The 21,395-nt window shown below is 43.5% G+C and carries 24 protein-coding genes, 1 rRNA gene and 2 other annotated features; all 25 genes read left to right on the forward strand.

Annotated elements, in window-relative coordinates; all coding sequences use genetic code 11:
* Window positions 1-73, forward strand: a 5S ribosomal RNA gene (gene rrf, locus KYJ26_RS24435); the annotation flags it as partial.
* Window positions 74-598: 525 nt separating this feature from the next.
* On the forward strand, window positions 599-1,060 hold the full coding sequence (locus KYJ26_RS05780; RefSeq protein WP_206857948.1) for a CtsR family transcriptional regulator: 462 nt from the start codon (window positions 599-601) through the stop codon (window positions 1,058-1,060).
* 20 nt (window positions 1,061-1,080) lie between these two features.
* A complete protein-coding gene (locus tag KYJ26_RS05785; protein WP_219166374.1) occupies window positions 1,081-1,629 on the forward strand; it encodes a UvrB/UvrC motif-containing protein in 549 nt (182 codons plus the stop codon).
* Entirely contained in the window at window positions 1,626-2,708 is a 1,083-nt protein-coding gene (locus KYJ26_RS05790) for a protein arginine kinase (protein ID WP_219166375.1), read from the forward strand. The genes KYJ26_RS05785 and KYJ26_RS05790 overlap by 4 nt, the downstream gene beginning before the upstream one ends.
* A 1-nt stretch (window position 2,709) precedes the next feature.
* A complete protein-coding gene (gene clpC / locus KYJ26_RS05795; protein ID WP_219166376.1) occupies window positions 2,710-5,157 on the forward strand; it encodes an ATP-dependent protease ATP-binding subunit ClpC in 2,448 nt (815 codons plus the stop codon).
* Window positions 5,158-5,487: 330 nt separating this feature from the next.
* Window positions 5,488-6,864 carry a DNA repair protein RadA gene (radA, locus tag KYJ26_RS05800; protein WP_219166377.1) on the forward strand — a complete coding sequence of 459 codons (1,377 nt, stop codon included), beginning with the start codon at window positions 5,488-5,490 and terminating at the stop codon, window positions 6,862-6,864.
* 3 nt (window positions 6,865-6,867) lie between these two features.
* Window positions 6,868-7,941, forward strand: coding sequence for a DNA integrity scanning diadenylate cyclase DisA (gene disA, locus KYJ26_RS05805; RefSeq protein ID WP_219166378.1), 1,074 nt, complete (start codon window positions 6,868-6,870; stop codon window positions 7,939-7,941).
* Between the two features lie 213 nt (window positions 7,942-8,154).
* On the forward strand, window positions 8,155-9,246 hold the full coding sequence (locus KYJ26_RS05810) for a PIN/TRAM domain-containing protein (RefSeq protein ID WP_219166379.1): 1,092 nt from the start codon (window positions 8,155-8,157) through the stop codon (window positions 9,244-9,246).
* An 81-nt stretch (window positions 9,247-9,327) separates the two neighbouring features.
* Window positions 9,328-10,032: a 2-C-methyl-D-erythritol 4-phosphate cytidylyltransferase gene (gene ispD / locus KYJ26_RS05815; protein ID WP_219166380.1), complete on the forward strand. Its 705-nt coding sequence runs from the start codon at window positions 9,328-9,330 to the stop codon at window positions 10,030-10,032.
* Window positions 10,025-10,501 (forward strand): 2-C-methyl-D-erythritol 2,4-cyclodiphosphate synthase, encoded by a 477-nt coding sequence (ispF, locus tag KYJ26_RS05820; RefSeq protein WP_219166381.1) that lies wholly within the window; start codon window positions 10,025-10,027, stop codon window positions 10,499-10,501. The genes ispD and ispF overlap by 8 nt, the downstream gene beginning before the upstream one ends.
* An 87-nt stretch (window positions 10,502-10,588) precedes the next feature.
* Window positions 10,589-12,046, forward strand: a complete 1,458-nt coding sequence (gltX, locus tag KYJ26_RS05825) for a glutamate--tRNA ligase (RefSeq protein ID WP_219166382.1) — start codon at window positions 10,589-10,591, stop codon at window positions 12,044-12,046.
* A gap of 43 nt (window positions 12,047-12,089) precedes the next feature.
* Window positions 12,090-12,308 (forward strand) — a binding site (T-box leader).
* A gap of 72 nt (window positions 12,309-12,380) precedes the next feature.
* Window positions 12,381-13,031 (forward strand): serine O-acetyltransferase, encoded by a 651-nt coding sequence (gene cysE, locus KYJ26_RS05830; RefSeq protein ID WP_219166383.1) that lies wholly within the window; start codon window positions 12,381-12,383, stop codon window positions 13,029-13,031.
* Entirely contained in the window at window positions 13,028-14,428 is a 1,401-nt protein-coding gene (gene cysS / locus KYJ26_RS05835; RefSeq protein WP_219166384.1) for a cysteine--tRNA ligase, read from the forward strand. Before cysE ends, cysS begins: the two co-directional genes overlap by 4 nt.
* On the forward strand, window positions 14,428-14,853 hold the full coding sequence (locus KYJ26_RS05840) for a Mini-ribonuclease 3 (protein ID WP_219166385.1): 426 nt from the start codon (window positions 14,428-14,430) through the stop codon (window positions 14,851-14,853). Before cysS ends, KYJ26_RS05840 begins: the two co-directional genes overlap by 1 nt.
* A complete protein-coding gene (gene rlmB / locus KYJ26_RS05845) occupies window positions 14,850-15,593 on the forward strand; it encodes a 23S rRNA (guanosine(2251)-2'-O)-methyltransferase RlmB (protein ID WP_219166386.1) in 744 nt (247 codons plus the stop codon). Before KYJ26_RS05840 ends, rlmB begins: the two co-directional genes overlap by 4 nt.
* 5 nt (window positions 15,594-15,598) lie before the next feature.
* Window positions 15,599-16,108, forward strand: a complete 510-nt coding sequence (locus KYJ26_RS05850) for an NYN domain-containing protein (protein WP_219166387.1) — start codon at window positions 15,599-15,601, stop codon at window positions 16,106-16,108.
* A gap of 68 nt (window positions 16,109-16,176) precedes the next feature.
* Window positions 16,177-16,830: an RNA polymerase sporulation sigma factor SigH gene (sigH, locus tag KYJ26_RS05855; protein ID WP_224945488.1), complete on the forward strand. Its 654-nt coding sequence runs from the start codon at window positions 16,177-16,179 to the stop codon at window positions 16,828-16,830.
* Window positions 16,831-16,902: 72 nt separating this feature from the next.
* Window positions 16,903-17,049, forward strand: a complete 147-nt coding sequence (rpmG, locus tag KYJ26_RS05860; protein WP_219166388.1) for a 50S ribosomal protein L33 — start codon at window positions 16,903-16,905, stop codon at window positions 17,047-17,049.
* Between the two features lie 44 nt (window positions 17,050-17,093).
* Window positions 17,094-17,273: a preprotein translocase subunit SecE gene (gene secE, locus KYJ26_RS05865; protein ID WP_044340513.1), complete on the forward strand. Its 180-nt coding sequence runs from the start codon at window positions 17,094-17,096 to the stop codon at window positions 17,271-17,273.
* 170 nt (window positions 17,274-17,443) lie between these two features.
* Window positions 17,444-17,977, forward strand: a complete 534-nt coding sequence (gene nusG / locus KYJ26_RS05870) for a transcription termination/antitermination protein NusG (protein WP_206857918.1) — start codon at window positions 17,444-17,446, stop codon at window positions 17,975-17,977.
* A 178-nt stretch (window positions 17,978-18,155) separates the two neighbouring features.
* Window positions 18,156-18,581, forward strand: a complete 426-nt coding sequence (gene rplK, locus KYJ26_RS05875) for a 50S ribosomal protein L11 (protein WP_032085258.1) — start codon at window positions 18,156-18,158, stop codon at window positions 18,579-18,581.
* A 122-nt stretch (window positions 18,582-18,703) separates the two neighbouring features.
* On the forward strand, window positions 18,704-19,405 hold the full coding sequence (gene rplA / locus KYJ26_RS05880; protein ID WP_219166389.1) for a 50S ribosomal protein L1: 702 nt from the start codon (window positions 18,704-18,706) through the stop codon (window positions 19,403-19,405).
* A gap of 51 nt (window positions 19,406-19,456) precedes the next feature.
* Window positions 19,457-19,601 (forward strand) — a sequence feature (ribosomal protein L10 leader region).
* Between the two features lie 42 nt (window positions 19,602-19,643).
* Entirely contained in the window at window positions 19,644-20,144 is a 501-nt protein-coding gene (rplJ, locus tag KYJ26_RS05885) for a 50S ribosomal protein L10 (protein WP_219166390.1), read from the forward strand.
* Between the two features lie 58 nt (window positions 20,145-20,202).
* Window positions 20,203-20,562, forward strand: a complete 360-nt coding sequence (rplL, locus tag KYJ26_RS05890) for a 50S ribosomal protein L7/L12 (protein WP_219166391.1) — start codon at window positions 20,203-20,205, stop codon at window positions 20,560-20,562.
* 120 nt (window positions 20,563-20,682) lie between these two features.
* Entirely contained in the window at window positions 20,683-21,291 is a 609-nt protein-coding gene (locus KYJ26_RS05895) for a class I SAM-dependent methyltransferase (RefSeq protein WP_219166411.1), read from the forward strand.
* Window positions 21,292-21,395 lie beyond the last annotated feature (104 nt).

Consider the following 21,395-nt stretch of genomic DNA (forward strand, 5'->3'; position numbering starts at 1 on the left):
CACGGAAGTTAAGCTCTTCAGCGCCGATGGTAGTTGGGGGATCTCCCCCTGTGAGAGTAGGACGTCGCCAGGCAAATAGATGAAAGAGTAGCTCATTGTGAGTTGCTCTTTTTTTGATATGATTGTTATAAAAAGGGTGAGAGGTGAGTCATTTTTAGGTAATAATTGGTGATAAACGCAATTAACGAAAATATGACGCAATCAAGAGTGGGAATGACGCAATCCCCCTCCGAAATGACGCAATAAATTCAAAAAAGACGCAATTATCACGAATTCCTCAAATGCCAAACTCTTCTCGACAGTCAAAACATCAGTATTTCTACAAAGAAGATCACTTTCTCTATTTAACAAATTCTTTCACCCGTCAAAAACACCCAACCCATCAAAATCAGTAACCCCCACCACTCTACCACCACACCATTCAAACCCACCCATTGCCCCATTTTCTAAATTCTATCCAACAATCTTTTATTCCCACGTTTAAAACTTTCCTTAAACAGGAAAACTTTTAAGGTCAAACTTCATAATTGCAAAGTTTAAAAGGCGGTTGTATAATTATAGTCAAATATAGTCAAAGTCAAAATGAGGAGGAGGTTTGATGAGGAACATATCCGACATCATTGAAAGTTATTTAAAGAATGTGCTAGACCTGAGTGAAAGTGAGATAGTCGAGATAAAAAGAAGCGAAATTGCTGATAAATTCCAATGTGTTCCTTCTCAAATTAATTACGTAATCAACACCCGGTTCACGATAGAGCGGGGGTATGTAGTAGAAAGTAAACGTGGCGGCGGGGGCTATATCCGGATTATGAAGGTGAAAGCCCACGATCAAGTTCATTTGATTGACCAGTTAGTGGCGCTGATTACCCAGACAATCAGTCAGAATACGGCAGCTGATATTGTTTTTCGATTGGTGGAAGAGGAGATTATTTCTGAAAGAGAAGCCAAGATCATGCTGAGTGTGATGGACCGATCCGTCATTATGGTCGATTTACCCGAACGGGATGTCCTCCGAGGAAGAATGCTGAGAGCCATGCTGGATACATTGAAGTATGAGTAAGGGTTAAAGAGGTGAATGGGATGGTTTGTCAAGAGTGTAATGAAAGACCTGCGACCCTTCATTTTACCAAAGTGGTAAACGGGGAAAAGACAGAGGTTCATTTATGTGATCAATGTGCCCAGGATAAGGGTGAGATGTTTATGTTTGATTCTTCCCCCGGGTTTTCTGTGAACAATCTATTGGCAGGTCTCCTTAATATAGCTCCTGCGTTTAAGCAGGCAAAGGAAACAGAAATTCCTAAGACAGAAGTACTGCAGTGTAAAAAATGTAAAATGACGATACACCAGTTCATTAATGTAGGACGCTTTGGGTGTGCCCATTGCTATGAGACGTTTAAAGATGAATTGACTCCTTTGCTGAAGCGTGTTCATAGCGGGAATGTCGAGCACCGTGGGAAGGTTCCGGAGCGTATGGGCGGGGCCATCCATATGAAAAAGAAGATTCAGCAATTGAAGTCTGAACTGCGAACGATGATTGCAGATGAAGAGTTTGAAAAAGCAGCCGAGATTCGAGACGAAATTCGCTCCCTGGAAAAAGATATTAAGCCTGAGGGAGGAGAGGAAGAATGAGTCTGGAGAAGTTTTTGAGCAATGCGGTTAGTTCTTGGATGAGTGAAGAGGGACCTAATTCGGATATCGTTCTCAGTTCCCGGGTAAGATTGGCGAGGAATTTAACGGACTATCGTTTTTCCACTCTTTATTCTTCTGAAGAAGCGAGAGAGATTGTGGATCGTGTGAAGGAGAAGCTTCCGTTATATCCTAAAGATTTAGGTGAATTGGAATTTTTACCTACCAGCGAGATTCAACCTCTACAAAAGAGGGTATTAATGGAGAAACACCTTATAAGCCCTAACCTGGCGGAGGATACGAATTACGGGGCTGTCCTATTATCAAGTGATGAAGATATTAGCATAATGGTAAACGAAGAGGATCATATTCGAATACAGTGTTTATATCCAGGTTTGCAATTGGAGGAAGCTCTAAAGAGGGCCAACGTGATAGACGATTGGTTTGAAAGTGAATTTGATTTTGCGTTCGATGAAAAGCATGGCTATTTAACGACCTGTCCTACTAATGTAGGTACCGGGCTTAGGGCTTCCGTGATGATGCATTTACCGGGTCTTGTATTAACACAGCAATTAAATCGTATCATTCCTGCCATCAATCAGTTGGGATTAGTGGTGAGAGGGATATATGGAGAAGGAAGCGAGGCGCTTGGAAATATCTTTCAGATATCGAATCAAACGACACTTGGTAAGTCGGAAGAGGATATCGTCGCAGATTTATTAAGCGTAGTGAAGCAAATCATCGAGAAAGAACAATCGGCAAGAAACGCATTAGTTCAGACGTCAAACATACAATTAGAAGATAGGATCTTCCGCTCTCTTGGGGTGCTGGAGCACAGCAGGATCATTGAATCCAAGGAAGCAGCGAAGTGTTTATCGGATGTCAGGCTTGGAATTGATTTAGGATACATCAAAGTGATATCTAAGAATATATTGAATGAACTAATGATTTTAACCCAACCTGGATTTTTACAACAATATTCTGGAGGTCCATTGAGACCAAATGAAAGAGATATAAGAAGGTCTTCTTTGATTCGGGAGCGAATTAAGTTAGATAAAGATACATGTGAGGAGGAAAAATAATATGATGTTTGGTCGATTTACAGAAAGAGCCCAAAAAGTATTGGCATTAGCTCAGGAAGAAGCAATTCGTTTATCACACAGTAATATTGGTACTGAACATATTTTATTGGGACTTGTCCGCGAAGGTGAAGGGATTGCTGCCAAAGCACTTACAGCATTGGGATTAAGCCCGGAAAAAATCCAGAAGGAAGTGGAAGGATTAATCGGTAAAGGAGCCGAGAAATCCCAAACGATTCATTATACGCCGCGTGCAAAGAAAGTGATTGAACTTTCCATGGATGAAGCTCGTAAGCTGGGGCACTCATATGTAGGGACGGAACATATTTTACTAGGGTTGATCCGAGAGGGCGAAGGAGTGGCTGCCCGTGTTCTCGGAAACCTTGGAGTCAGCTTGAATAAAGCAAGGCAGCAAGTATTGCAGCTGCTTGGAAGCAATGATTCAAGCAACCATCAGGGTGGTGGCAACGCCAATGCCAATACACCGACTCTTGATAGTTTAGCCCGTGATCTGACAGCCATCGCACGTGAAGGCAGCCTGGATCCGGTCATTGGACGCAGCAAAGAGATTCAGCGCGTCATTGAAGTATTGAGTCGTCGTACGAAGAATAACCCGGTATTAATTGGTGAGCCGGGTGTAGGGAAGACGGCGATTGCAGAAGGTCTTGCACAACAGATCATCGCCAATGAAGTGCCGGAAATCCTGCGCGACAAGCGTGTCATGACACTTGATATGGGGACGGTTGTAGCAGGTACCAAATACCGCGGGGAATTCGAGGATCGCTTGAAGAAAGTGATGGATGAAATCCGTCAAGCGGGTAACATCATCCTATTCATCGATGAACTTCATACATTGATCGGTGCAGGTGGCGCGGAAGGTGCGATTGATGCATCGAATATCCTGAAACCATCCCTTGCCCGTGGAGAACTACAGTGTATCGGTGCCACGACACTGGATGAGTACCGTAAATATATTGAAAAGGATGCTGCTCTTGAGCGCCGTTTCCAACCGATTCAAGTCAACGAGCCGACGGCAGAAGAGTCCATCCAAATCCTGAAAGGGCTGCGTGATCGTTATGAAGCCCATCACCGTGTTTCCATTACGGATGAAGCAATCGATGCTGCGGTGAAGCTGTCTGATCGTTACATCTCTGATAGATTCCTGCCGGATAAGGCGATCGATTTAATTGATGAAGCAGGATCAAAGGTGCGTCTGCGCTCTTATACGACACCACCAAATCTGAAAGAGCTGGAAGCCAAGCTGGAAGAAATCCGCAAAGAGAAAGATGCAGCCGTACAAAGCCAGGAATTTGAAAAAGCTGCTTCATTGAGGGATTCTGAGCAGAAGCTTCGTGAAGAATTAGAAGAGACTAAGAACACCTGGAAAGAAAAACAAGGTCAGGAAAATACAGAAGTGACCGTTGAAGATATTGCCAAGGTCGTTTCGAACTGGACGGGAGTGCCGGTATCGAAATTGGCTCAAACGGAAACGGATCGTTTACTCAAGTTAGAAGAGATCCTTCATTCCAGAGTCATCGGGCAGTCGGAAGCAGTCGTGGCGGTATCGAAAGCCGTGCGTCGTGCTAGAGCCGGACTGAAAGATCCAAAGCGTCCAATCGGCTCATTCATCTTCCTAGGACCAACCGGTGTCGGGAAAACAGAATTGGCCCGTGCCCTTGCAGAATCCATGTTCGGTGATGAAGATGCGATGATCCGTATTGATATGTCAGAGTACATGGAAAAGCATTCGACGTCCCGCTTAGTCGGTTCACCTCCGGGTTATGTAGGGTATGAAGAAGGCGGTCAGTTAACGGAAAAAGTTCGCCGCAAACCATACTCAGTCGTTCTGTTGGATGAGATTGAAAAAGCACATCCAGATGTATTTAACATTCTTCTTCAAGTATTAGAGGATGGCCGTTTAACAGACTCGAAAGGAAGAACGGTAGACTTCAGGAATACAGTCCTGATCATGACATCGAATGTTGGTGCTCAGTCCCTTAAGAGTAATAAATATGTAGGTTTCAATATCCAGGATGGAAAACAGGATTATAAAGATATGAAAGGTAAGGTCATGGAAGAACTGAAACGTGCTTTCCGACCTGAGTTCCTGAACCGTATCGATGAAATCATCGTGTTCCACTCTCTTGAAAAAGACCACCTGAAAGAGATTGTGACATTGATGTCAAATCAATTGACCAGCCGCCTGAAAGAACAGGATATTCACTTAGAGCTCTCACCGGCTGCAAAAGAGAAAATTGCAGATGAAGGATTCGATCCTGAATACGGTGCACGGCCGCTGCGTCGCGCAATCCAGAAATATGTAGAAGATAAACTGTCAGAGGAGCTATTAAGAGGTAAAGTGCTGACAGGACAGAATATTGTTATCGATGTAGAAGATAGCGAGTTTGTTGTAAAAGTGAAAGAAGAGGAAGCAGCTAATACTCCGACTTAATAGCAAGGGTGATTAAGAGGTACACGTATATGTTTTTCGTGTACCTCTTTTATCTTAATGGATGCTTGTCTGGCCTGCCCCACCCGGCTCCGTTTTTCTGATTGTCCAGCTGCGCCGGCTAGTCCCTCGAGGTCACAACTGAAAAATCCCATAAGGCAAAAAGCGCCTTTTGTGATTTCCCAGTTGTGCTTGTCGGGCCTGACCAAGCCGGCTCCGCTTTTCTTGAGGGTATTAAATTGAAACTGATACATAAAACCGATACAATCATCCCAAATGGTATTATCGTGAATAGTTAAGAGTACAAATAGAGTAAAAGAGGAGAAGAATAGATTGGCAAAGAAAAAGACAAAGTTTGTGTGTTCATCCTGTGGATATGAGTCTGCCAAGTGGATGGGGAAATGTCCGGGGTGTAACGAGTGGAATACGATGGTGGAAGAAGTTGAAATGACAGGGAAGAAGCCCCGCACGTCGTTTATGCATTCAGAGAATAGCGGACCGTCTAAAGCAGAGAAGCTGATCTCCATCGAAACGAAGCAGGAACCCAGGGTATTGACTGAATCAAAAGAACTGAACCGGGTGCTTGGTGGTGGAGTCGTACCGGGTTCGCTCATCTTGATCGGGGGAGACCCTGGTATAGGGAAATCGACATTGTTGCTTCAGGTTTCAGCTCAGCTAGCTGATCAGAAGCAAAAGGTTTTATATATTTCCGGAGAGGAATCCATTAAGCAAACGAAGCTTCGTGCAGATCGGCTACACGTGAAATCAGACGATTTATATATATTTGCGGAAACGAATCTTGAGTTGATTCATCAGACAATAGAACAAATCTCACCGGATTTTGTCATCATTGACTCGATTCAGACGGTTTTTCATCCTGACGTAACATCTGCTCCCGGCAGTGTGTCCCAGGTAAGGGAATGTACGGCGGAACTGATGCGAATCGGGAAAACTAAGGGCATTGCGATTTTCATTGTAGGCCATGTTACGAAGGAAGGATCGATTGCCGGACCGCGATTGTTGGAACATATGGTGGATACCGTGTTGTATTTTGAAGGGGAGCGCCATCATTCGTATCGTATTTTAAGAGCGGTGAAAAATCGCTTCGGTTCTACGAATGAGATGGGGATTTTCGAGATGAAGGAGCTTGGTTTGGAGGAAGTGGCCAACCCATCTGAGATCTTCCTGGAGGAGCGCTCACAAGGTGCTGCCGGTTCCACTGTCGTTGCTTCAATGGAGGGTACAAGACCGGTTCTTGTGGAGATTCAAGCACTTGTGACACCGACCAGCTTCAACAATCCCCGGAGGATGGCGACCGGGATTGATCATAGCCGGGTTTCGCTGATCATGGCTGTGTTGGAGAAGCGTGCCGGGATGCTTTTACAGCAGCAGGATGCTTATTTGAAAGTGGCAGGCGGGGTGAAGCTTGACGAGCCGGCGATTGATTTGGCCGTCGCTGCAAGTATCGCTTCAAGCTTTCGGGATCGAGCGTCCAGTGCCCACGATTGCATTATCGGAGAAGTCGGTTTAACAGGTGAGATCAGAAGGGTATCTAGAATTGAGCAACGTGTACAGGAAGCGGCTAAGTTAGGATTTAAACGAGTGATTATTCCCCAAAATAACTTAAGTGGGTGGCAGCCGCCTTCTGATATAGAGGTCACAGGAGTATCAAATATTAACGAAGCGCTGTCAATTATTTTAGGAGGATAAGAAATGGAAGATAAGAAGGCAAGAGATAAGTCCATGTCGGATATATTACAATTCGTTGCTCCCGGTGCCCCGATCAGGGATGGCATTGATAACGTGCTGAGAGCCAATACGGGTGGACTGATCGTCGTTGGATACAACGATAAGGTGAAGTCTGTATTGGACGGGGGATTTCATATTAATTGTGCATTCTCTCCAAGCTACCTTTATGAACTGGCTAAAATGGACGGGGCCATCATCCTGAACGAAGCAGGGACGAAGATTATTTTGGCAAATGCACAACTGGCTCCCGATGTGTACGTCCCTTCTACGGAAACCGGGATGAGACACCGTACAGCGGAGCGGGTCGCAAGACAGACCAATGCTCTTGTCATCGCCATCTCGCAACGGAGAAACGTCATCACCCTGTATCAGGGGAACTTCCGATATGCCTTGAAGGATATCTCTGTCATCTTGACGAAGGCCAATCAGGCGATTCAAACCTTGGAGAAGTATAAAGTGGTCCTTGATCAGAGCATTTCTAATTTATCGGTATTGGAGTTTGAAGAGCTTGTCACCCAAAGTGACCTGCTGCAAGTTCTTCACCGGTTCGAAATGGTTCTGCGCATCAAGAATGAGTTGTTGACTTATTTAAGCGAGCTTGGTGTCGAAGGTAGATTGATCCGCCTTCAGATGAATGAGCTATTGACGGATATTGAAGATGAAGCCATGCTCATCATCAGGGACTATTCACATGAAAGAAATATCAAGCCGTTTGAACTTCTTTATAAGTTTCAGGAACTGGTTCATTCAGAAGTATTAGAGGATAATGTCCTATTGAAATTATTGGGCTATCACGGGTATGTCCATCACGATGATGCCATCTATCCAAGAGGATACCGCGTATTGAATAAAATTCCCCGGTTACCGATTGTGATCATTGAAAACCTTATTACAAGATTTGAAACCCTCCCTCATGTAGTGAGTGCTTCAGTGGATGATCTGGACGAAGTGGAAGGGATCGGCGAAGTGAGGGCAAGGAAAATCAAAGAAGGGTTAAAGCTGATCAAAGAACAGACGTTTGCAGATCGACAGCTGTAGGTAAAGAGTCCTGCATTTGCCATATATGGTATAAATGTAGCATTTTCAAAAAATTGACAGTTTATTTAAGACGTGTTAGCCTTCACTTAAGGAAGCTAGTAATATGGGATAAGTTTATCAAAAAGGTTTCCACAGTATTAAATTTGAAATTTTCAAGGCTCATACGTTTCAAAAATAGTAAATTGTTTATAATGAGTAGGAGGAGGTGAGGGAATGTTAAAAAGAATCGTGCAAGCGTGCTTCCTGATCGTTGGAGGAACACTGGGGATATTTCTACTTCCCGAATTATTTACCGTCATAAACCTATCGGACATTCCTTTAATAAATAACCCTTATATGACTGCTATATTTGGTGCCATTATTTTTTATATTCTTACGTTTTGGGCAGTCGAGTATGTCGTCAATTTCGTCAAGTGGTTTGAAGATAGCTTGGTTAAGGCACCGGTAACGGATTTGTTATTTGGTAGTTTAGGCCTGATTATCGGTCTGTTTGTTGCGTATTTATCTGGCATCCCGTTCAATCAGATGGAGATCCCGATTGTCAACACGGTGGTTCCTATTCTATTAACGCTGCTTCTTGGATATTTAGGATTCCAGGTCGGGTTTAAGAAAAGGGATGAACTGGTCGGTTTATTCGGTACAGGGAATCGCGGTAAGAAAAAAGGGACGGACGAGGACCTTGATGAAGAGGGTGTGAAGACCCTCAAGATATTGGATACGAGTGTAATCATTGACGGCCGTATCGCGGATATCTGCCAAACAGGATTTTTGGAAGGGATCGTTGTGATTCCGCAATTCGTACTGGAGGAGCTCCAGCATATCGCGGATTCTTCTGATGTGTTGAAGCGAAATCGTGGGCGACGCGGGCTTGATATCCTGAATAGGATCCAGAAGGAGCTTCCTGTCGAGGTTCAGATTTATGAAGGTGACTTTGAGGAAATCCAGGAAGTGGATTCGAAGCTTGTGAAATTAGCGAAGCTTACGAATGGAATCGTTGTAACGAATGATTTTAACTTGAATAAAGTGTGTGACCTTCAAGGCGTACAAGTCCTGAATATCAACGATTTGGCCAATGCCGTCAAGCCGGTGGTATTACCTGGCGAAGAATTGAAGGTCCAGGTAATTAAAGATGGGAAAGAGCATAACCAGGGGATCGCATACCTGGATGATGGCACGATGATCGTCGTGGAAGAAGGCCGCAATTACATCGGTAAGTATATCGACGTACTCGTGACATCCGTTCTTCAAACGTCTGCTGGCCGGATGATCTTTGCGAAACCGAAGCAATTAGAAAAAGCATTATAAGAAACCTCTTTGTAAGCCTGACTCCATTGATTCAGTAAGGTATAATGAATAGTATTACTTGTGTATTAAAGGAGTTATTCTATGGAATATGAAGTTGTCATTCCGGCTGCAGGGCAGGGGAAACGAATGAAAGCGGACAGGAACAAGCTGCTCCTTGAGCTTAAGGGCTGTCCCGTGATCATTCATACCTTGCGTGTTTTCGAACAAGACACACATTGTAAAGGTATTTACTTAGCCATACACCCATCTGAGCGAAAGGTGTTTGAAGGCCTCTTGAATCGATTTGGCATCAAGAAGGTGGTCAAGCTCGTGGACGGTGGCGAAGAAAGGCAGCATAGTGTATATAATGCATTGCTTGAGGTTGATCATGGGATTGTTCTCGTACATGACGGAGCAAGACCTTTTATTAAAGAATCCACGATTCACCAATTAGTAGAAAAGACATATTCAACAGGAGCTGCCATTGCGGCGGTGCCCGTTAAAGATACGATTAAAAAAGTACTGGATGGAGAGGTCGAGGAAACGATTGAACGCTCAAGCTTGTGGATGGTTCAAACTCCACAAGCTTTTCGTGTATCTGTTCTGAAGACAGCACATAAAGAAGCGGATCAGGATGGTTTCCTTGGTACCGATGATGCTTCCCTTGTAGAAAGATCAGATGTAGAGGTGGCTGTTGTTGAGAGTGATTATGACAATATCAAGCTGACCACCCCCGAGGATTTATATTTTGCCGAGGCGATCTTAAAGAAGCGAGAGGAAATGAGTGGAGGAGAGAAACATGTTTAGGATTGGACAAGGATTTGATGTTCATCAGCTAGTGGAAGGAAGGCCCCTTATCATGGGAGGCATTACGATTCCATATGAAAAAGGTCTGTTGGGACATTCGGATGCGGATGTATTGCTGCATGCTGTAGCGGATGCGTGTCTGGGTGCCATAGCGGCGGGGGATATCGGGAAGCACTTTCCGGATACAGATCCCGAGTTTAAGGATGCGGATTCAGCAAAGCTTCTCCAGCATGTATGGGCCATTGTGAAAGAGGAAGGCTATGAGTTGGGGAATATCGATTGCACGATCATTGCCCAGAAACCTAAGATGGCGCCATATATCGACGAAATGAGACAAAGCATCGCAACGTTATTGGAAGCCGATATTGCGGAAGTAAATGTGAAGGCAACCACTTCTGAGAAGCTTGGATTCACTGGAAGAGGCGAAGGGATTGCCGCACAAACCACCATTTTGATTAAAAAGAAGTAGGGGATAAATTCGCTTTATTCCCATACTTAACGGTGTTAAAATAGGTCTTAGACTTTAAAGCAGGAATCATAAGAGGAGGAAATACAAATGACACAGGAAGTACGCGTCCGTTATGCCCCGAGTCCAACGGGCCATTTACATATTGGAAATGCAAGAACCGCTTTATTTAATTACCTTTACGCCCGCAGCGTAGGAGGAAAGTTCATCATCCGTATTGAAGACACGGATAAGAAACGAAATATCGAAGGTGGAGAAGAAAGTCAGCTTAAATATCTTCAGTGGCTGGGAATCGATTGGGATGAAAGTACAGATAAACCGGGAGAATACGGCCCTTATCGCCAATCAGAGCGTAATCATATCTACGAGCAGTATTTAAATGAGCTGTTAGAAAACGGAAAGGCTTATAAGTGTTACTGTACGGAAGAAGAGCTGGAAGCGGAACGTGAAGCGCAATCAGCTGCTGGCCAAATGCCGCGCTACTCAGGAAAATGCCGCAACCTGACGAAAGAGGAGCAGGAGAAACTTGCTGCGGAAGGCCGCCAACCGAGCATTCGTTTCCGAGTACCTGCAGGGAAAGTATATTCTTTCAATGATATCGTAAAAGAGGATGTGTCATTTGAATCAGATGGCATCGGTGATTTTGTCATCGCAAAGAAAGATGGTACACCAACGTATAACTTCGCCGTAGCAGTCGATGATTATTTGATGAAAATCACTCATGTTCTTCGCGGGGAGGATCACATCTCCAATACTCCGAAGCAATTGATGATTTTTGAAGCCCTTGGTTGGGAAGCGCCTGTTTACGGGCATATGACGTTAATCGTCAATGAAAGCCGTAAGAAGCTGAGCAAGCGGGATGAGAGCATCATTCAATTCATCGAGCAATATGAAGCCCTTGGTTATTTACCTGAAGCGTTATTCAACTTTATCGCGCTACTTGGCTGGTCTCCAAAGGGAGAAGAAGAGCTGTTCTCAAGAGCCGAGTTTATTGATATCTTTGACCCTGAGCGCCTTTCCACTTCATCCGCCTTGTTTGATAACCAGAAGCTTACTTGGATGAACAACCAGTACATGAAGAATCTAGAGCTGGATCAAGTCGTGGAGCTTTCTCTCCCACATTTGATCAGTGCGGGTAAATTGGATGAAACTATGTCCGATGAGCAGCGTGAATGGGCGAGCCGCGTCATTTCTTTATACCAGGAGCAGATGAGCTTCGGTGCTGAAATTGTCGAGCTGTCTGACATGTTCTTCAAGACAGATCTTGAATATGATGAAGAGGCGAAAGCGGTACTTGATGAAGAGCAGGTACCTGAAGTCCTTCAAGCTTTCTTGAACGAGATCGAAGCCCTGGAAAATTACGAAGCGGCAGAAATCAAATCGTCCATCAAAGCGGTACAAAAGGCGACAGGTCATAAAGGTAAGAAGCTGTTCATGCCGATCCGTGTAGCGGTGACTGGCCAGACTCATGGTCCTGAATTACCGAATGCTATCGAGCTGTTAGGGAAAGATACCGTTAAACATCGCCTTCAAAGTCTTTTAGGTTAACATTTTCGAGGATATGTAATATAGTAAGAGTATCACACTAAATGATATCGCGTTGATGAGGAGAAGTAAGAAATGGATGCTTAGTAGAGAGAACCATCACCGGCTGAAAGTGGTTTAAGCCCCTCCATTTCTGAAATGCACCTCTGAGCCCGTTACTGAAATATAGTAGGTAAAGGCGGCATCCTACCGTTAACAGGATTCGAGTTGGAGAAGGAATGTCTTCTCAATCAGAGTGGAACCGCGCTGCCTATGCGTCTCTGTCAGTATATTGACAGGGGCGTTTTTTTTATTGGAGAAAGCTATTATTTTCAAAAAGGAAGGGGGATGGATCCGAATGTTTAAGTCGTTCAAGGAAGATATAGATGTCGTCTTTGATCAGGATCCAGCTGCGAGGAATTATATTGAGGTCATCCTCACGTATTCGGGTCTTCATGCCATTTGGGCTCATCGCATTGCTCACGCATTCTTTAAACGTAAATTCTTTTTTATTGCAAGGGTCATTTCACAGGTCAGTCGCTTCTTCACGGGAGTCGAGATTCATCCAGGGGCCAAGATCGGCCGGCGTTTTTTCATTGATCACGGCATGGGTGTGGTGATTGGTGAGACGTGTGAAATCGGAGATAATGTCACGCTCTTCCAAGGGGTAACCCTTGGGGGGACCGGAAAGGAAAAGGGGAAGCGCCACCCAACGATTCAGGACAATGCATTAATTGCGACGGGTGCAAAAGTATTAGGATCCATCGTAGTTGGGGAAAATTCTAAGGTGGGGGCAGGATCTGTCGTCTTAAAAGATGTTCCTCCCAATTCGACCGTAGTCGGTATCCCAGGAAAGGTCGTCATTCAGGACGGAGTGAAGATACAGAAGGATCTGAATCACTGTGATCTGCCCGATCCGATTAATGATCGTATGAAGCAGCTTGAAAAAGAAGTGAATGAGTTGAAATCACTATTAAGGGAATATGAGGGAAGGAGTCGATCATCTTGACGATTCGTTTATATAACACACTGACAAGGCAAAAAGAGGAATTTAAACCCCTGGAAGAGGGTAAGGTCAAAATGTATGTGTGCGGGCCGACGGTTTATAATTATATCCATATAGGAAATGCACGCCCTGCCATCGTATTTGACACCGTTAGACGTTATTTGGAATACAGGGGATATGATGTCCAATTTGTCTCTAACTTCACAGATGTGGATGATAAATTAATTAAAGCGGCTAAGGAACTCGGGGAAGATGTCCCGACGATTGCGAAGCGCTTCATCGATGCTTACTTCGAAGACACGGGGGCACTTGGGTGCAAGAAAGCCGATGTTCATCCGACTGTAACGGATAATATCGATACGATTGTAGATTTTATCGCAGCCCTTGTGGAGAAAGGCTATGCGTATGAATCTCAGGGAGACGTTTATTATCGTACAAGAAAGTTTGACGGATACGGGAAACTTTCTCATCAACCCATTGATGAACTAAAGTCGGGAGCCCGTATCGATGTAGGGGATAAGAAAGAGGATGCCTTGGATTTCGTTCTGTGGAAAGCGGCTAAGGAAGGTGAAATCTCCTGGGAAAGCCCATGGGGTGAAGGGCGTCCGGGCTGGCATATTGAATGCTCAGCCATGGCTAAGCGCTACTTGGGAGATACCATTGATATCCATGCCGGGGGACAGGATCTGACTTTCCCTCATCACGAGAATGAAATTGCACAATCAGAGGCCCTTACAGGTAAGACATTCGCAAAGTACTGGATGCACAATGGGTACATCAATATCGATAATGAGAAGATGTCAAAATCACTCGGTAATTTCGTATTGGTTCACGACATCATTAAAGAACAGGATCCGCAGGTACTCCGTTTCTTCATGCTGTCGGTTCATTATCGTCACCCGATCAATTATAATTTAGAGCTTCTGCAGCACGCAGAGACCTCCTTGGACAGGATCAAAACAGCATATGAAAACTTGAAGCACCGCAAGGAATCAAGCACAAACTTAACGGAAAACAACCAGGAATGGCTGGACAAAATTGCCGAGTTGAAAGCACAGTTCATCATGGACATGGATGATGATTTTAATACAGCCAATGGAATCTCCATCCTATTCGAACTATCCAGACAGGCGAACTATTACCTGATGGAGAAGAATACGTCAACAGAAGTGATAGACGGGTTCTTACAACAATTCGAAGATTTCTTCTCTGTGCTAGGTCTGACCCTTCAGGACGCAGGACTCTTGGACGAAGAAGTGGAAGAACTGATCGAAAAACGTATTCAGGCTCGTAAAGACCGGAACTTTCAATTAGCGGATGAAATCCGGGACACATTGAAGGATATGGATATCATCCTGGAAGATACTCCTCAAGGCACCCGCTGGAAAAGAGGATCTTAATGCTGTACGAGACAAATGAACACATCGATGCGAAACAAATCAACGCGCTTGCACTTGCTTATATGGGGGATGCTGTATATGAAACATATGTACGGCAGCTCCTCTTAACCAAGGGGAAGATCAAACCGAATCAGCTGCACAGGGCCGCGACGAAGTATGTATCCGCTAAAGCCCAGGCCGCCATTCTTAGGACATTGTTTGATCAAGATCTATTATCCGAAGAAGAAATCACGATTGTGAAGCGGGGGAGAAATGCCAAGTCAGGGACGACCCCTAAAAACACGGACGTACAGACATATAAACACAGCACTGCTTTTGAGGCACTTATTGGATATTTGTTTTTACTTAATCGGACGGAGCGGTTAGAGGAACTATTGAAGATTATTTTTGAACAAGCCCAGGCAGGAAAGGAGGAGCAGAAATGAGTAAAGATTTTATCGGAGGAAGAAATCCGGTTATGGAAGCGTTAAAGTCCGGACGGGATATCAATAAGATTTGGATTGCGGAAGGGTCACAGAAAGGCTCCATCCAGCAAATCGTTGGACTTGCCAAAGAATCGAACGTAATGGTTCAATACGTCCCTAAAAAGAAGATCGAGCAGATGGTTGCTGAAAACCACCAGGGGGTTGTCGCTTCTGTTGCTGCTTATCAGTATGCAGAAATAGATGACCTATTTCACAGGGCGGAACAAAAAGGGGAAGATCCTTTTATTCTGATCCTGGATGAATTGGAAGATCCGCACAACCTTGGGTCCATCATGAGAACGGCGGATGCGGCAGGTGCCCACGGAATCATTATCCCGAAGAGAAGAGCGGTCGGACTTACGTCTACAGTAGCGAAAGCCTCCACTGGTGCCATTGAGCATATTCCTGTGGCACGTGTGACCAATCTGTCCAGAGCCGTTGACGAACTGAAAGAGCGTGGAGTGTGGGTAGCCGGGACGGATGCGAAAGGTAAGCAGGACTTCCGTCAGTTGGACGGCACGCTGCCTATCGGCTTAATCATCGGAAGTGAAGGAAAAGGGATGAGCCGAATATTAAGAGATAAATGTGATTTCCTTGTCCAGTTGCCAATGATTGGTCATGTTACGTCATTAAACGCTTCTGTGGCAGCTAGTATCTTAATGTATGAGGTATACCGCAAACGCCACCCATTGGGAGAATAGGGGTAATGGATATTCTCCTTGTGGATGGCTATAACATTATCGGTGCCTGGTCAGAATTAAATGAGTTGAAGCAGAAGGATTTAGCCGCAGCAAGAGACCGTCTCGTGGAACTGATGGCAGAATATCAGGGGTATACGGGCTACCGTGTCATTGTCGTGTTTGATGCCTATTATGTACAGGGGATTGCCCGTAAGTACCAAAATAATAAAGTTGAAGTGCTTTTTACGAGAGAAAATGAAACAGCTGATGAACGAATTGAAAAACTAGCCATTGAGTTAAATAATATTAAGACCCAGATTCATGTAGCAACATCGGATTTCACAGAGCAATGGGCGATTTTTGGTCAGGGGGCCCTTCGTAAATCAGCGAGGGAGCTACTGACAGAGGTGAAAGTCATCGAAAAAAAAATCGAACGAAAAGTACGAAATTCGAGTGAAAAAAGGCCGGCATCGAAGATCCAATTGTCAGAAGAAGTTGCTGAAATTTTTGAAAAATGGCGCCGTGGGGAACAATGATAGGTTGACGGTTGAATTTTCAGTAATGTATAATAATTCTATCTATTGTTTTGCGCGGGGGGATGTGTGTGAGCAATATCACCAGGACAGAAGCATTTGATAATCGATTAGAAGGCATGGATGATGAAGAGATCATAGAAGCCGTCCATCAGGGTCACAGCGAAGCGTTAGATTTTTTAATCAAAAAATATCGTAATTTTGTAAGAGCGAAAGCCCGGTCGTATTTCTTGATCGGGGCTGATAAGGAAGATATCGTCCAGGAAGGTATGATTGGATTGTATAAAGCAATCCGGGATTATAAGGAGGACAAGCTGACTTCTTTTAAAGCGTTTGCAGAATTATGTATCACGAGACAAATTATTACTGCCATTAAGACAGCCACCAGACAAAAGCATATTCCGCTCAATTCGTATGTTTCACTGGATAAACCCATTTATGATGATGAGTCGGACCGTACGTTGTTAGATGTCATTTCAGGTGCGAAAGTAATGGATCCGGAAGCCCTAATTATCAATCGTGAAGAATTCGACAACATGGAAGACAAGATGGCACAGTTATTGAGTGATCTTGAGAGGAAAGTGCTTGCCCTTTATTTGGACGGGCAGTCTTATCAGGAAATATCGGAAGAGCTGAATCGCCATGTGAAGTCTATCGATAACGCATTACAGCGGGTGAAACGAAAGCTCGAGCGATACTTGGAAGTCCGCGAAATAACGATGTAAAGTCATATTGACACAAATTGGTGGTCGTGTTATTTTTGATAGGACTTACTATGTATAGTGTAGGTGGAATATATGACTACTAAATTAATATTGGCCTGCTCGGTATGCGGTTCCAGGAATTATACTGTGCCGGGTAATCGTAACCAGGCTGTTCGATTAGAAATAAAGAAATTCTGCAATACATGTAATGCTCACACCCTACACAAAGAGACTAAATAGTGTAGAAGTCTTGCGCATTGATATTAGTTGGAGGTTACTAACGGATGTTTAAATTCTTTCGCAATGTTGCATCGGAAATGAGAAAGGTCAGCTGGCCTAAACGTAAAGAGTTAACACGCTACACGATAACTGTTATCACGACAGTGGTATTCGTTGCCCTTTTCTTTGCTGTAATTGACCTGGGCATCTCAGAACTTATGCGATTGATCATTGGTTCTAAGTAAGAGAAACATAGAATTAATTGTATATATACCGTGAAAGCATGGTATAATGAATGTTAATAGAGTACATGACCTTAGAGCCCGTTATCTTATTACGGGTTTTTTCATTTGGAGAAAAAAGGCGAATGAGTATTCTTAAATAGTAAGGAGGGACGGACGTTTAGTCCTATAAGATGGAGAAGAATTGGTACGTAGTTCATACTTATTCAGGATACGAGAATAAGGTTAAAGCAAACCTCGAGAAACGTGTAGAATCAATGGGGATGCAAGACAAAATCTTCCGCGTGATCGTGCCTGAAGAAGAAGAGACAGATTTTAAGAATGGTAAGAAGAAAGTGATTAAGAAGAAAGTATTTCCTGGTTACGTGATTGTAGAAATCGTCATGACGGATGATTCCTGGTATGTAGTTCGTAACACACCTGGAGTGACTGGATTCGTCGGTTCATCAGGTTCTGGTTCGAAGCCGACGCCGTTATTGCCTGAAGAAGTAACAAATCTTCTGAAGCAAATGGGCATGACAGAGAAAAAGGTAGAAATCGACTTCGAATTAGGAGAAACAGTGAAAGTGAACGAAGGTCCATTCGCAAACTTCACCGGTTCGATAGAAGAGATCGATAATGCGAAAGCAAAAGTAAAAGTCCACGTCAATATGTTTGGTAGAGATACCCCGGTAGAACTGGATTTCTCTCAAATTGATAAATTATAATGGAAAAGAACTTGAAATCATTCTGAAAAAATGATACTATTTCATAAGTCAGTGCGTCTCGACAAAAGAGATACTGAAACTAATAGACGTTCTTTATGTTGATAAAGACATTTTTTACATTTGAGTGGGAGGGTGAAATACCCAATAACCACATCACGGACTTAAGGAGGTGTGTCTCGTGGCTAAAAAAGTTATCAAAATGGTTAAATTGCAGATTCCTGCCGGTAAAGCTAATCCAGCTCCACCAGTTGGTCCTGCACTAGGTCAAGCAGGTGTTAACATCATGGGATTCTGTAAGGAATTCAATGCTCGTACAGCAGATCAAGCTGGCTTAATCATTCCTGTTGAAATCACGGTATTTGAAGACCGTTCATTTACATTCATCACAAAAACTCCACCCGCTGCTGTTCTTCTTAAGAAAGCTGCTGGTATCGAGTCTGGTTCAGGCGAACCAAACAGCAAGAAAGTGGCAACACTTAAACGCGACAAAGTACGTGAAATTGCTGAAACAAAAATGCCTGACTTAAATGCGGCTAGTGTTGAATCAGCTATGCGCATGGTAGAAGGAACTGCGCGCAGCATGGGTATCGTCATCGAAGACTAATCCCTGCTTCGGCAAAAAGGTTCCTGTTGAACGAGGTTGCGATGATGAAATGTACGTTTCACTCGCAACCTTATTTCGTGGGAGGTTATTCCGCTAAAACCACATATAGGAGGAAATTTATAATGGCTAAAAAAGGTAAAAAGTTTCTTGAAGCTCAAAAGCTTGTAGATCGTACTACAGCTTATTCAGTGGAAGAAGCAATCGAACTAGTTAAGAAAACAAACTTCGCTAAGTTTGACGCAACGATCGAAGTAGCGTTCCGCTTAGGTGTAGATACTCGTAAGAACGACCAGCAAATCCGTGGAGCAGTTGTACTTCCACACGGAACTGGTAAAACTCAAAAGGTTCTTGTATTCGCTAAAGGCGATAAAGCAAAAGAAGCAGAAGCTGCTGGCGCTGATTTCGTAGGTGATGCAGACCTTATCAACAAGATCAACCAAGGTTGGTTCGAGTTTGATGTAATCGTAGCAACTCCAGACATGATGGGTGAAGTTGGTAAACTTGGTCGCGTATTAGGACCTAAAGGTTTAATGCCAAACCCTAAAACTGGTACAGTTACATTTGATGTAACAAAAGCAGTTAATGAAATCAAAGCTGGTAAAGTTGAATACCGTGCTGACAAATCAGGTAACGTACACGTTCCTGTTGGAAAGATTTCATTCGACAACGAAAAGCTTGTTGAAAACTTTGCTACAATGTATGAAACAATGCTTAAAGTTAAACCTGCTGCTGCAAAAGGAACTTACATGAAGAACGTTTCTGTAACTTCTACAATGGGACCTGGCGTTAAAGTCGATCCTTCAACTTTCGCAGTTAAGGCATAATTTGGTATTGACTTACTAGGAACTAGTGATTATAATTAGTTCTGTTGTTAAAAAACGAATACATTTGTACCGTAGACAGTAGGTGCTCTTCCCGAGCTTAATGTCCTGCCGAGGTAATTGCGATAAAATAACCGCTTATAGCGCGTTTGCAATGCCCTTATGTCTACCTTGATATAAGGGCATTTTTTATTGGATGACGGTATAAATGTTCATCAGTCAATCTACAGGAGGTGTAATGATGAGCAGCATTCTAGATCAAAAGAAACACATCGTCGGAGAAATCTCTGACAAGCTTAAAAACAGTGTATCTACAATCGTTGTAGATTACCGTGGCCTGGATGTTTCCGAAGTAACTGAGCTTCGTAAACAACTTCGTGAAGCTGGCATCGACTTCAAAGTGTACAAAAACACTATGGTACGTCGTGCGGCAGAAGAAGCTGGTCTTGAAGGGTTAAACGAATTCTTAACTGGTCCTAACGCGATTGCGTTCAGTACAGAAGAAGTAGTTGCACCTGCAAAGATTCTTAACAGCTTTGCTAAAGAACACGAAGCGCTTGAAATCAAAGCGGGTGTCATTGAGGGAACAATCACTTCAGTTGAGGATGTTAAAGCGATCGCTGAACTTCCAAACCGCGAAGGACTTCTTTCTATGCTACTCAGCGTGCTTCAAGCACCAATGCGCAACTTCGCATTGGCAACAAAAGCCGTTGCAGATCAAAAAGAAGAGCAAGGCGCGTAAGTTAAAGCAAGTCGTTTAAATAAAATTTAAAGCAAGCATAACAAGGAGGAAATTTAAAATGAGTAAAGAGCAAATCATTGACGCGATTAAAGAAATGTCAGTTCTTGAATTAAATGATCTAGTTAAAGCAATCGAAGAAGAATTCGGAGTAACTGCTGCTGCACCTGTAGCTGTAGCTGCTGGTGGCGCTGACGCTGCTGCAGAAAAAACTGAATTCGACGTAGTTCTTGAGAGCGCTGGTTCTCAAAAAATCAAAGTTATCAAAGTTGTTCGCGAAATCACAGGTCTTGGCCTTAAAGAAGCGAAAGAAATGGTTGATAACACTCCTAAAGCTCTTAAAGAAGGAGTTTCTAAAGAGGAAGCTGAAGAACTTAAAGCTAAACTTGAAGAAGTTGGAGCTGGCGTAGAAGTTAAGTAATGATTGTATAGATGAAAAGCTCGCTATCGTTGGCGGGCTTTTTTCTTGTCTGGCATCTGTCCTCGCGTCTTAATGAGGGTGGTCAACAGGCGGGAGTCACAAATGGATGGAGATGATATAATGACCGATCACTATTATTCTCATAACCCGGATGTAGAAAGTAACCCCCAAACCATAACCTTTGAATTAAGGGGACAACCGTTCCGTTTTAAAACGGATCAGGGTGTTTTCTCGAAGAAGGAAGTGGACTTTGGATCTAGGGTGTTGATTGAAACGTTTGAATTACCCGATGCGGAAGGTCCGTTATTGGATGTCGGTTGCGGGTATGGCCCTATCGGCTTGTCCTTAGCTAAAGATTATCATGATCGAACGGTCCATATGGTTGATGTAAATGAGAGAGCTTTATCTTTGGCGCAGGAAAATGCGAAGGAGAATAAAGTTCAAAACGTCAGAATCTATCAAAGTGACCGATATTCAAAGGTCGTTGAAAAGAATTTTGCTGCCATTTTAACAAATCCGCCGATTCGTGCTGGTAAAGAGACGGTTCATTCCATACTTGAAAATAGTTACGAGCATCTTTCGGAACTGGGAGAATTGTGGGTTGTTATTCAGAAGAAGCAAGGCGCTCCATCTGCCATGGATAAAATGGAAACATTGTTTTCAAATGTAGAAATCGTTGCAAGGAAAAAGGGATACTACATCTTGAAATCGGTAAAAGAAATCCGTTGACGTAACTTTATTGCTATGATAACATTATAAAATGCAAAAATATTATTTTCCGGTAATATGTCCATATGTATATATGTTGGATAAATTGGAAAAGATTATAAAAT

The sequence above is a fragment of the Rossellomorea orangium genome, from assembly GCF_019334305.1.
Lineage (GTDB): Bacteria > Bacillota > Bacilli > Bacillales > Bacillaceae_B > Rossellomorea.

What these genes read in the sequence shown, in the direction of transcription:
- rplJ (WP_219166390.1), top strand. Translation starts at nt 19,644, where the DNA reads ATGAGCAGCATTCTAGATCAAAAGAAACACATCGTCGGAGAAATCTCT.
- rplL (WP_219166391.1), top strand. Translation starts at nt 20,203, where the DNA reads ATGAGTAAAGAGCAAATCATTGACGCGATTAAAGAAATGTCAGTTCTT.
- disA (WP_219166378.1), top strand. Translation starts at nt 6,868, where the DNA reads ATGGAAGATAAGAAGGCAAGAGATAAGTCCATGTCGGATATATTACAA.
- KYJ26_RS05790 (WP_219166375.1), top strand. Translation starts at nt 1,626, where the DNA reads ATGAGTCTGGAGAAGTTTTTGAGCAATGCGGTTAGTTCTTGGATGAGT.
- nusG (WP_206857918.1), top strand. Translation starts at nt 17,444, where the DNA reads ATGGAGAAGAATTGGTACGTAGTTCATACTTATTCAGGATACGAGAAT.
- KYJ26_RS05850 (WP_219166387.1), top strand. Translation starts at nt 15,599, where the DNA reads ATGGATATTCTCCTTGTGGATGGCTATAACATTATCGGTGCCTGGTCA.
- rlmB (WP_219166386.1), top strand. Translation starts at nt 14,850, where the DNA reads ATGAGTAAAGATTTTATCGGAGGAAGAAATCCGGTTATGGAAGCGTTA.
- clpC (WP_219166376.1), top strand. Translation starts at nt 2,710, where the DNA reads ATGATGTTTGGTCGATTTACAGAAAGAGCCCAAAAAGTATTGGCATTA.
- KYJ26_RS05895 (WP_219166411.1), top strand. Translation starts at nt 20,683, where the DNA reads ATGACCGATCACTATTATTCTCATAACCCGGATGTAGAAAGTAACCCC.
- KYJ26_RS05785 (WP_219166374.1), top strand. Translation starts at nt 1,081, where the DNA reads ATGGTTTGTCAAGAGTGTAATGAAAGACCTGCGACCCTTCATTTTACC.
- ispD (WP_219166380.1), top strand. Translation starts at nt 9,328, where the DNA reads ATGGAATATGAAGTTGTCATTCCGGCTGCAGGGCAGGGGAAACGAATG.
- ispF (WP_219166381.1), top strand. Translation starts at nt 10,025, where the DNA reads ATGTTTAGGATTGGACAAGGATTTGATGTTCATCAGCTAGTGGAAGGA.
- rplA (WP_219166389.1), top strand. Translation starts at nt 18,704, where the DNA reads ATGGCTAAAAAAGGTAAAAAGTTTCTTGAAGCTCAAAAGCTTGTAGAT.
- KYJ26_RS05840 (WP_219166385.1), top strand. Translation starts at nt 14,428, where the DNA reads ATGCTGTACGAGACAAATGAACACATCGATGCGAAACAAATCAACGCG.
- cysE (WP_219166383.1), top strand. Translation starts at nt 12,381, where the DNA reads ATGTTTAAGTCGTTCAAGGAAGATATAGATGTCGTCTTTGATCAGGAT.
- secE (WP_044340513.1), top strand. Translation starts at nt 17,094, where the DNA reads ATGTTTAAATTCTTTCGCAATGTTGCATCGGAAATGAGAAAGGTCAGC.
- KYJ26_RS05780 (WP_206857948.1), top strand. Translation starts at nt 599, where the DNA reads ATGAGGAACATATCCGACATCATTGAAAGTTATTTAAAGAATGTGCTA.
- KYJ26_RS05810 (WP_219166379.1), top strand. Translation starts at nt 8,155, where the DNA reads ATGTTAAAAAGAATCGTGCAAGCGTGCTTCCTGATCGTTGGAGGAACA.
- rpmG (WP_219166388.1), top strand. Translation starts at nt 16,903, where the DNA reads ATGACTACTAAATTAATATTGGCCTGCTCGGTATGCGGTTCCAGGAAT.
- gltX (WP_219166382.1), top strand. Translation starts at nt 10,589, where the DNA reads ATGACACAGGAAGTACGCGTCCGTTATGCCCCGAGTCCAACGGGCCAT.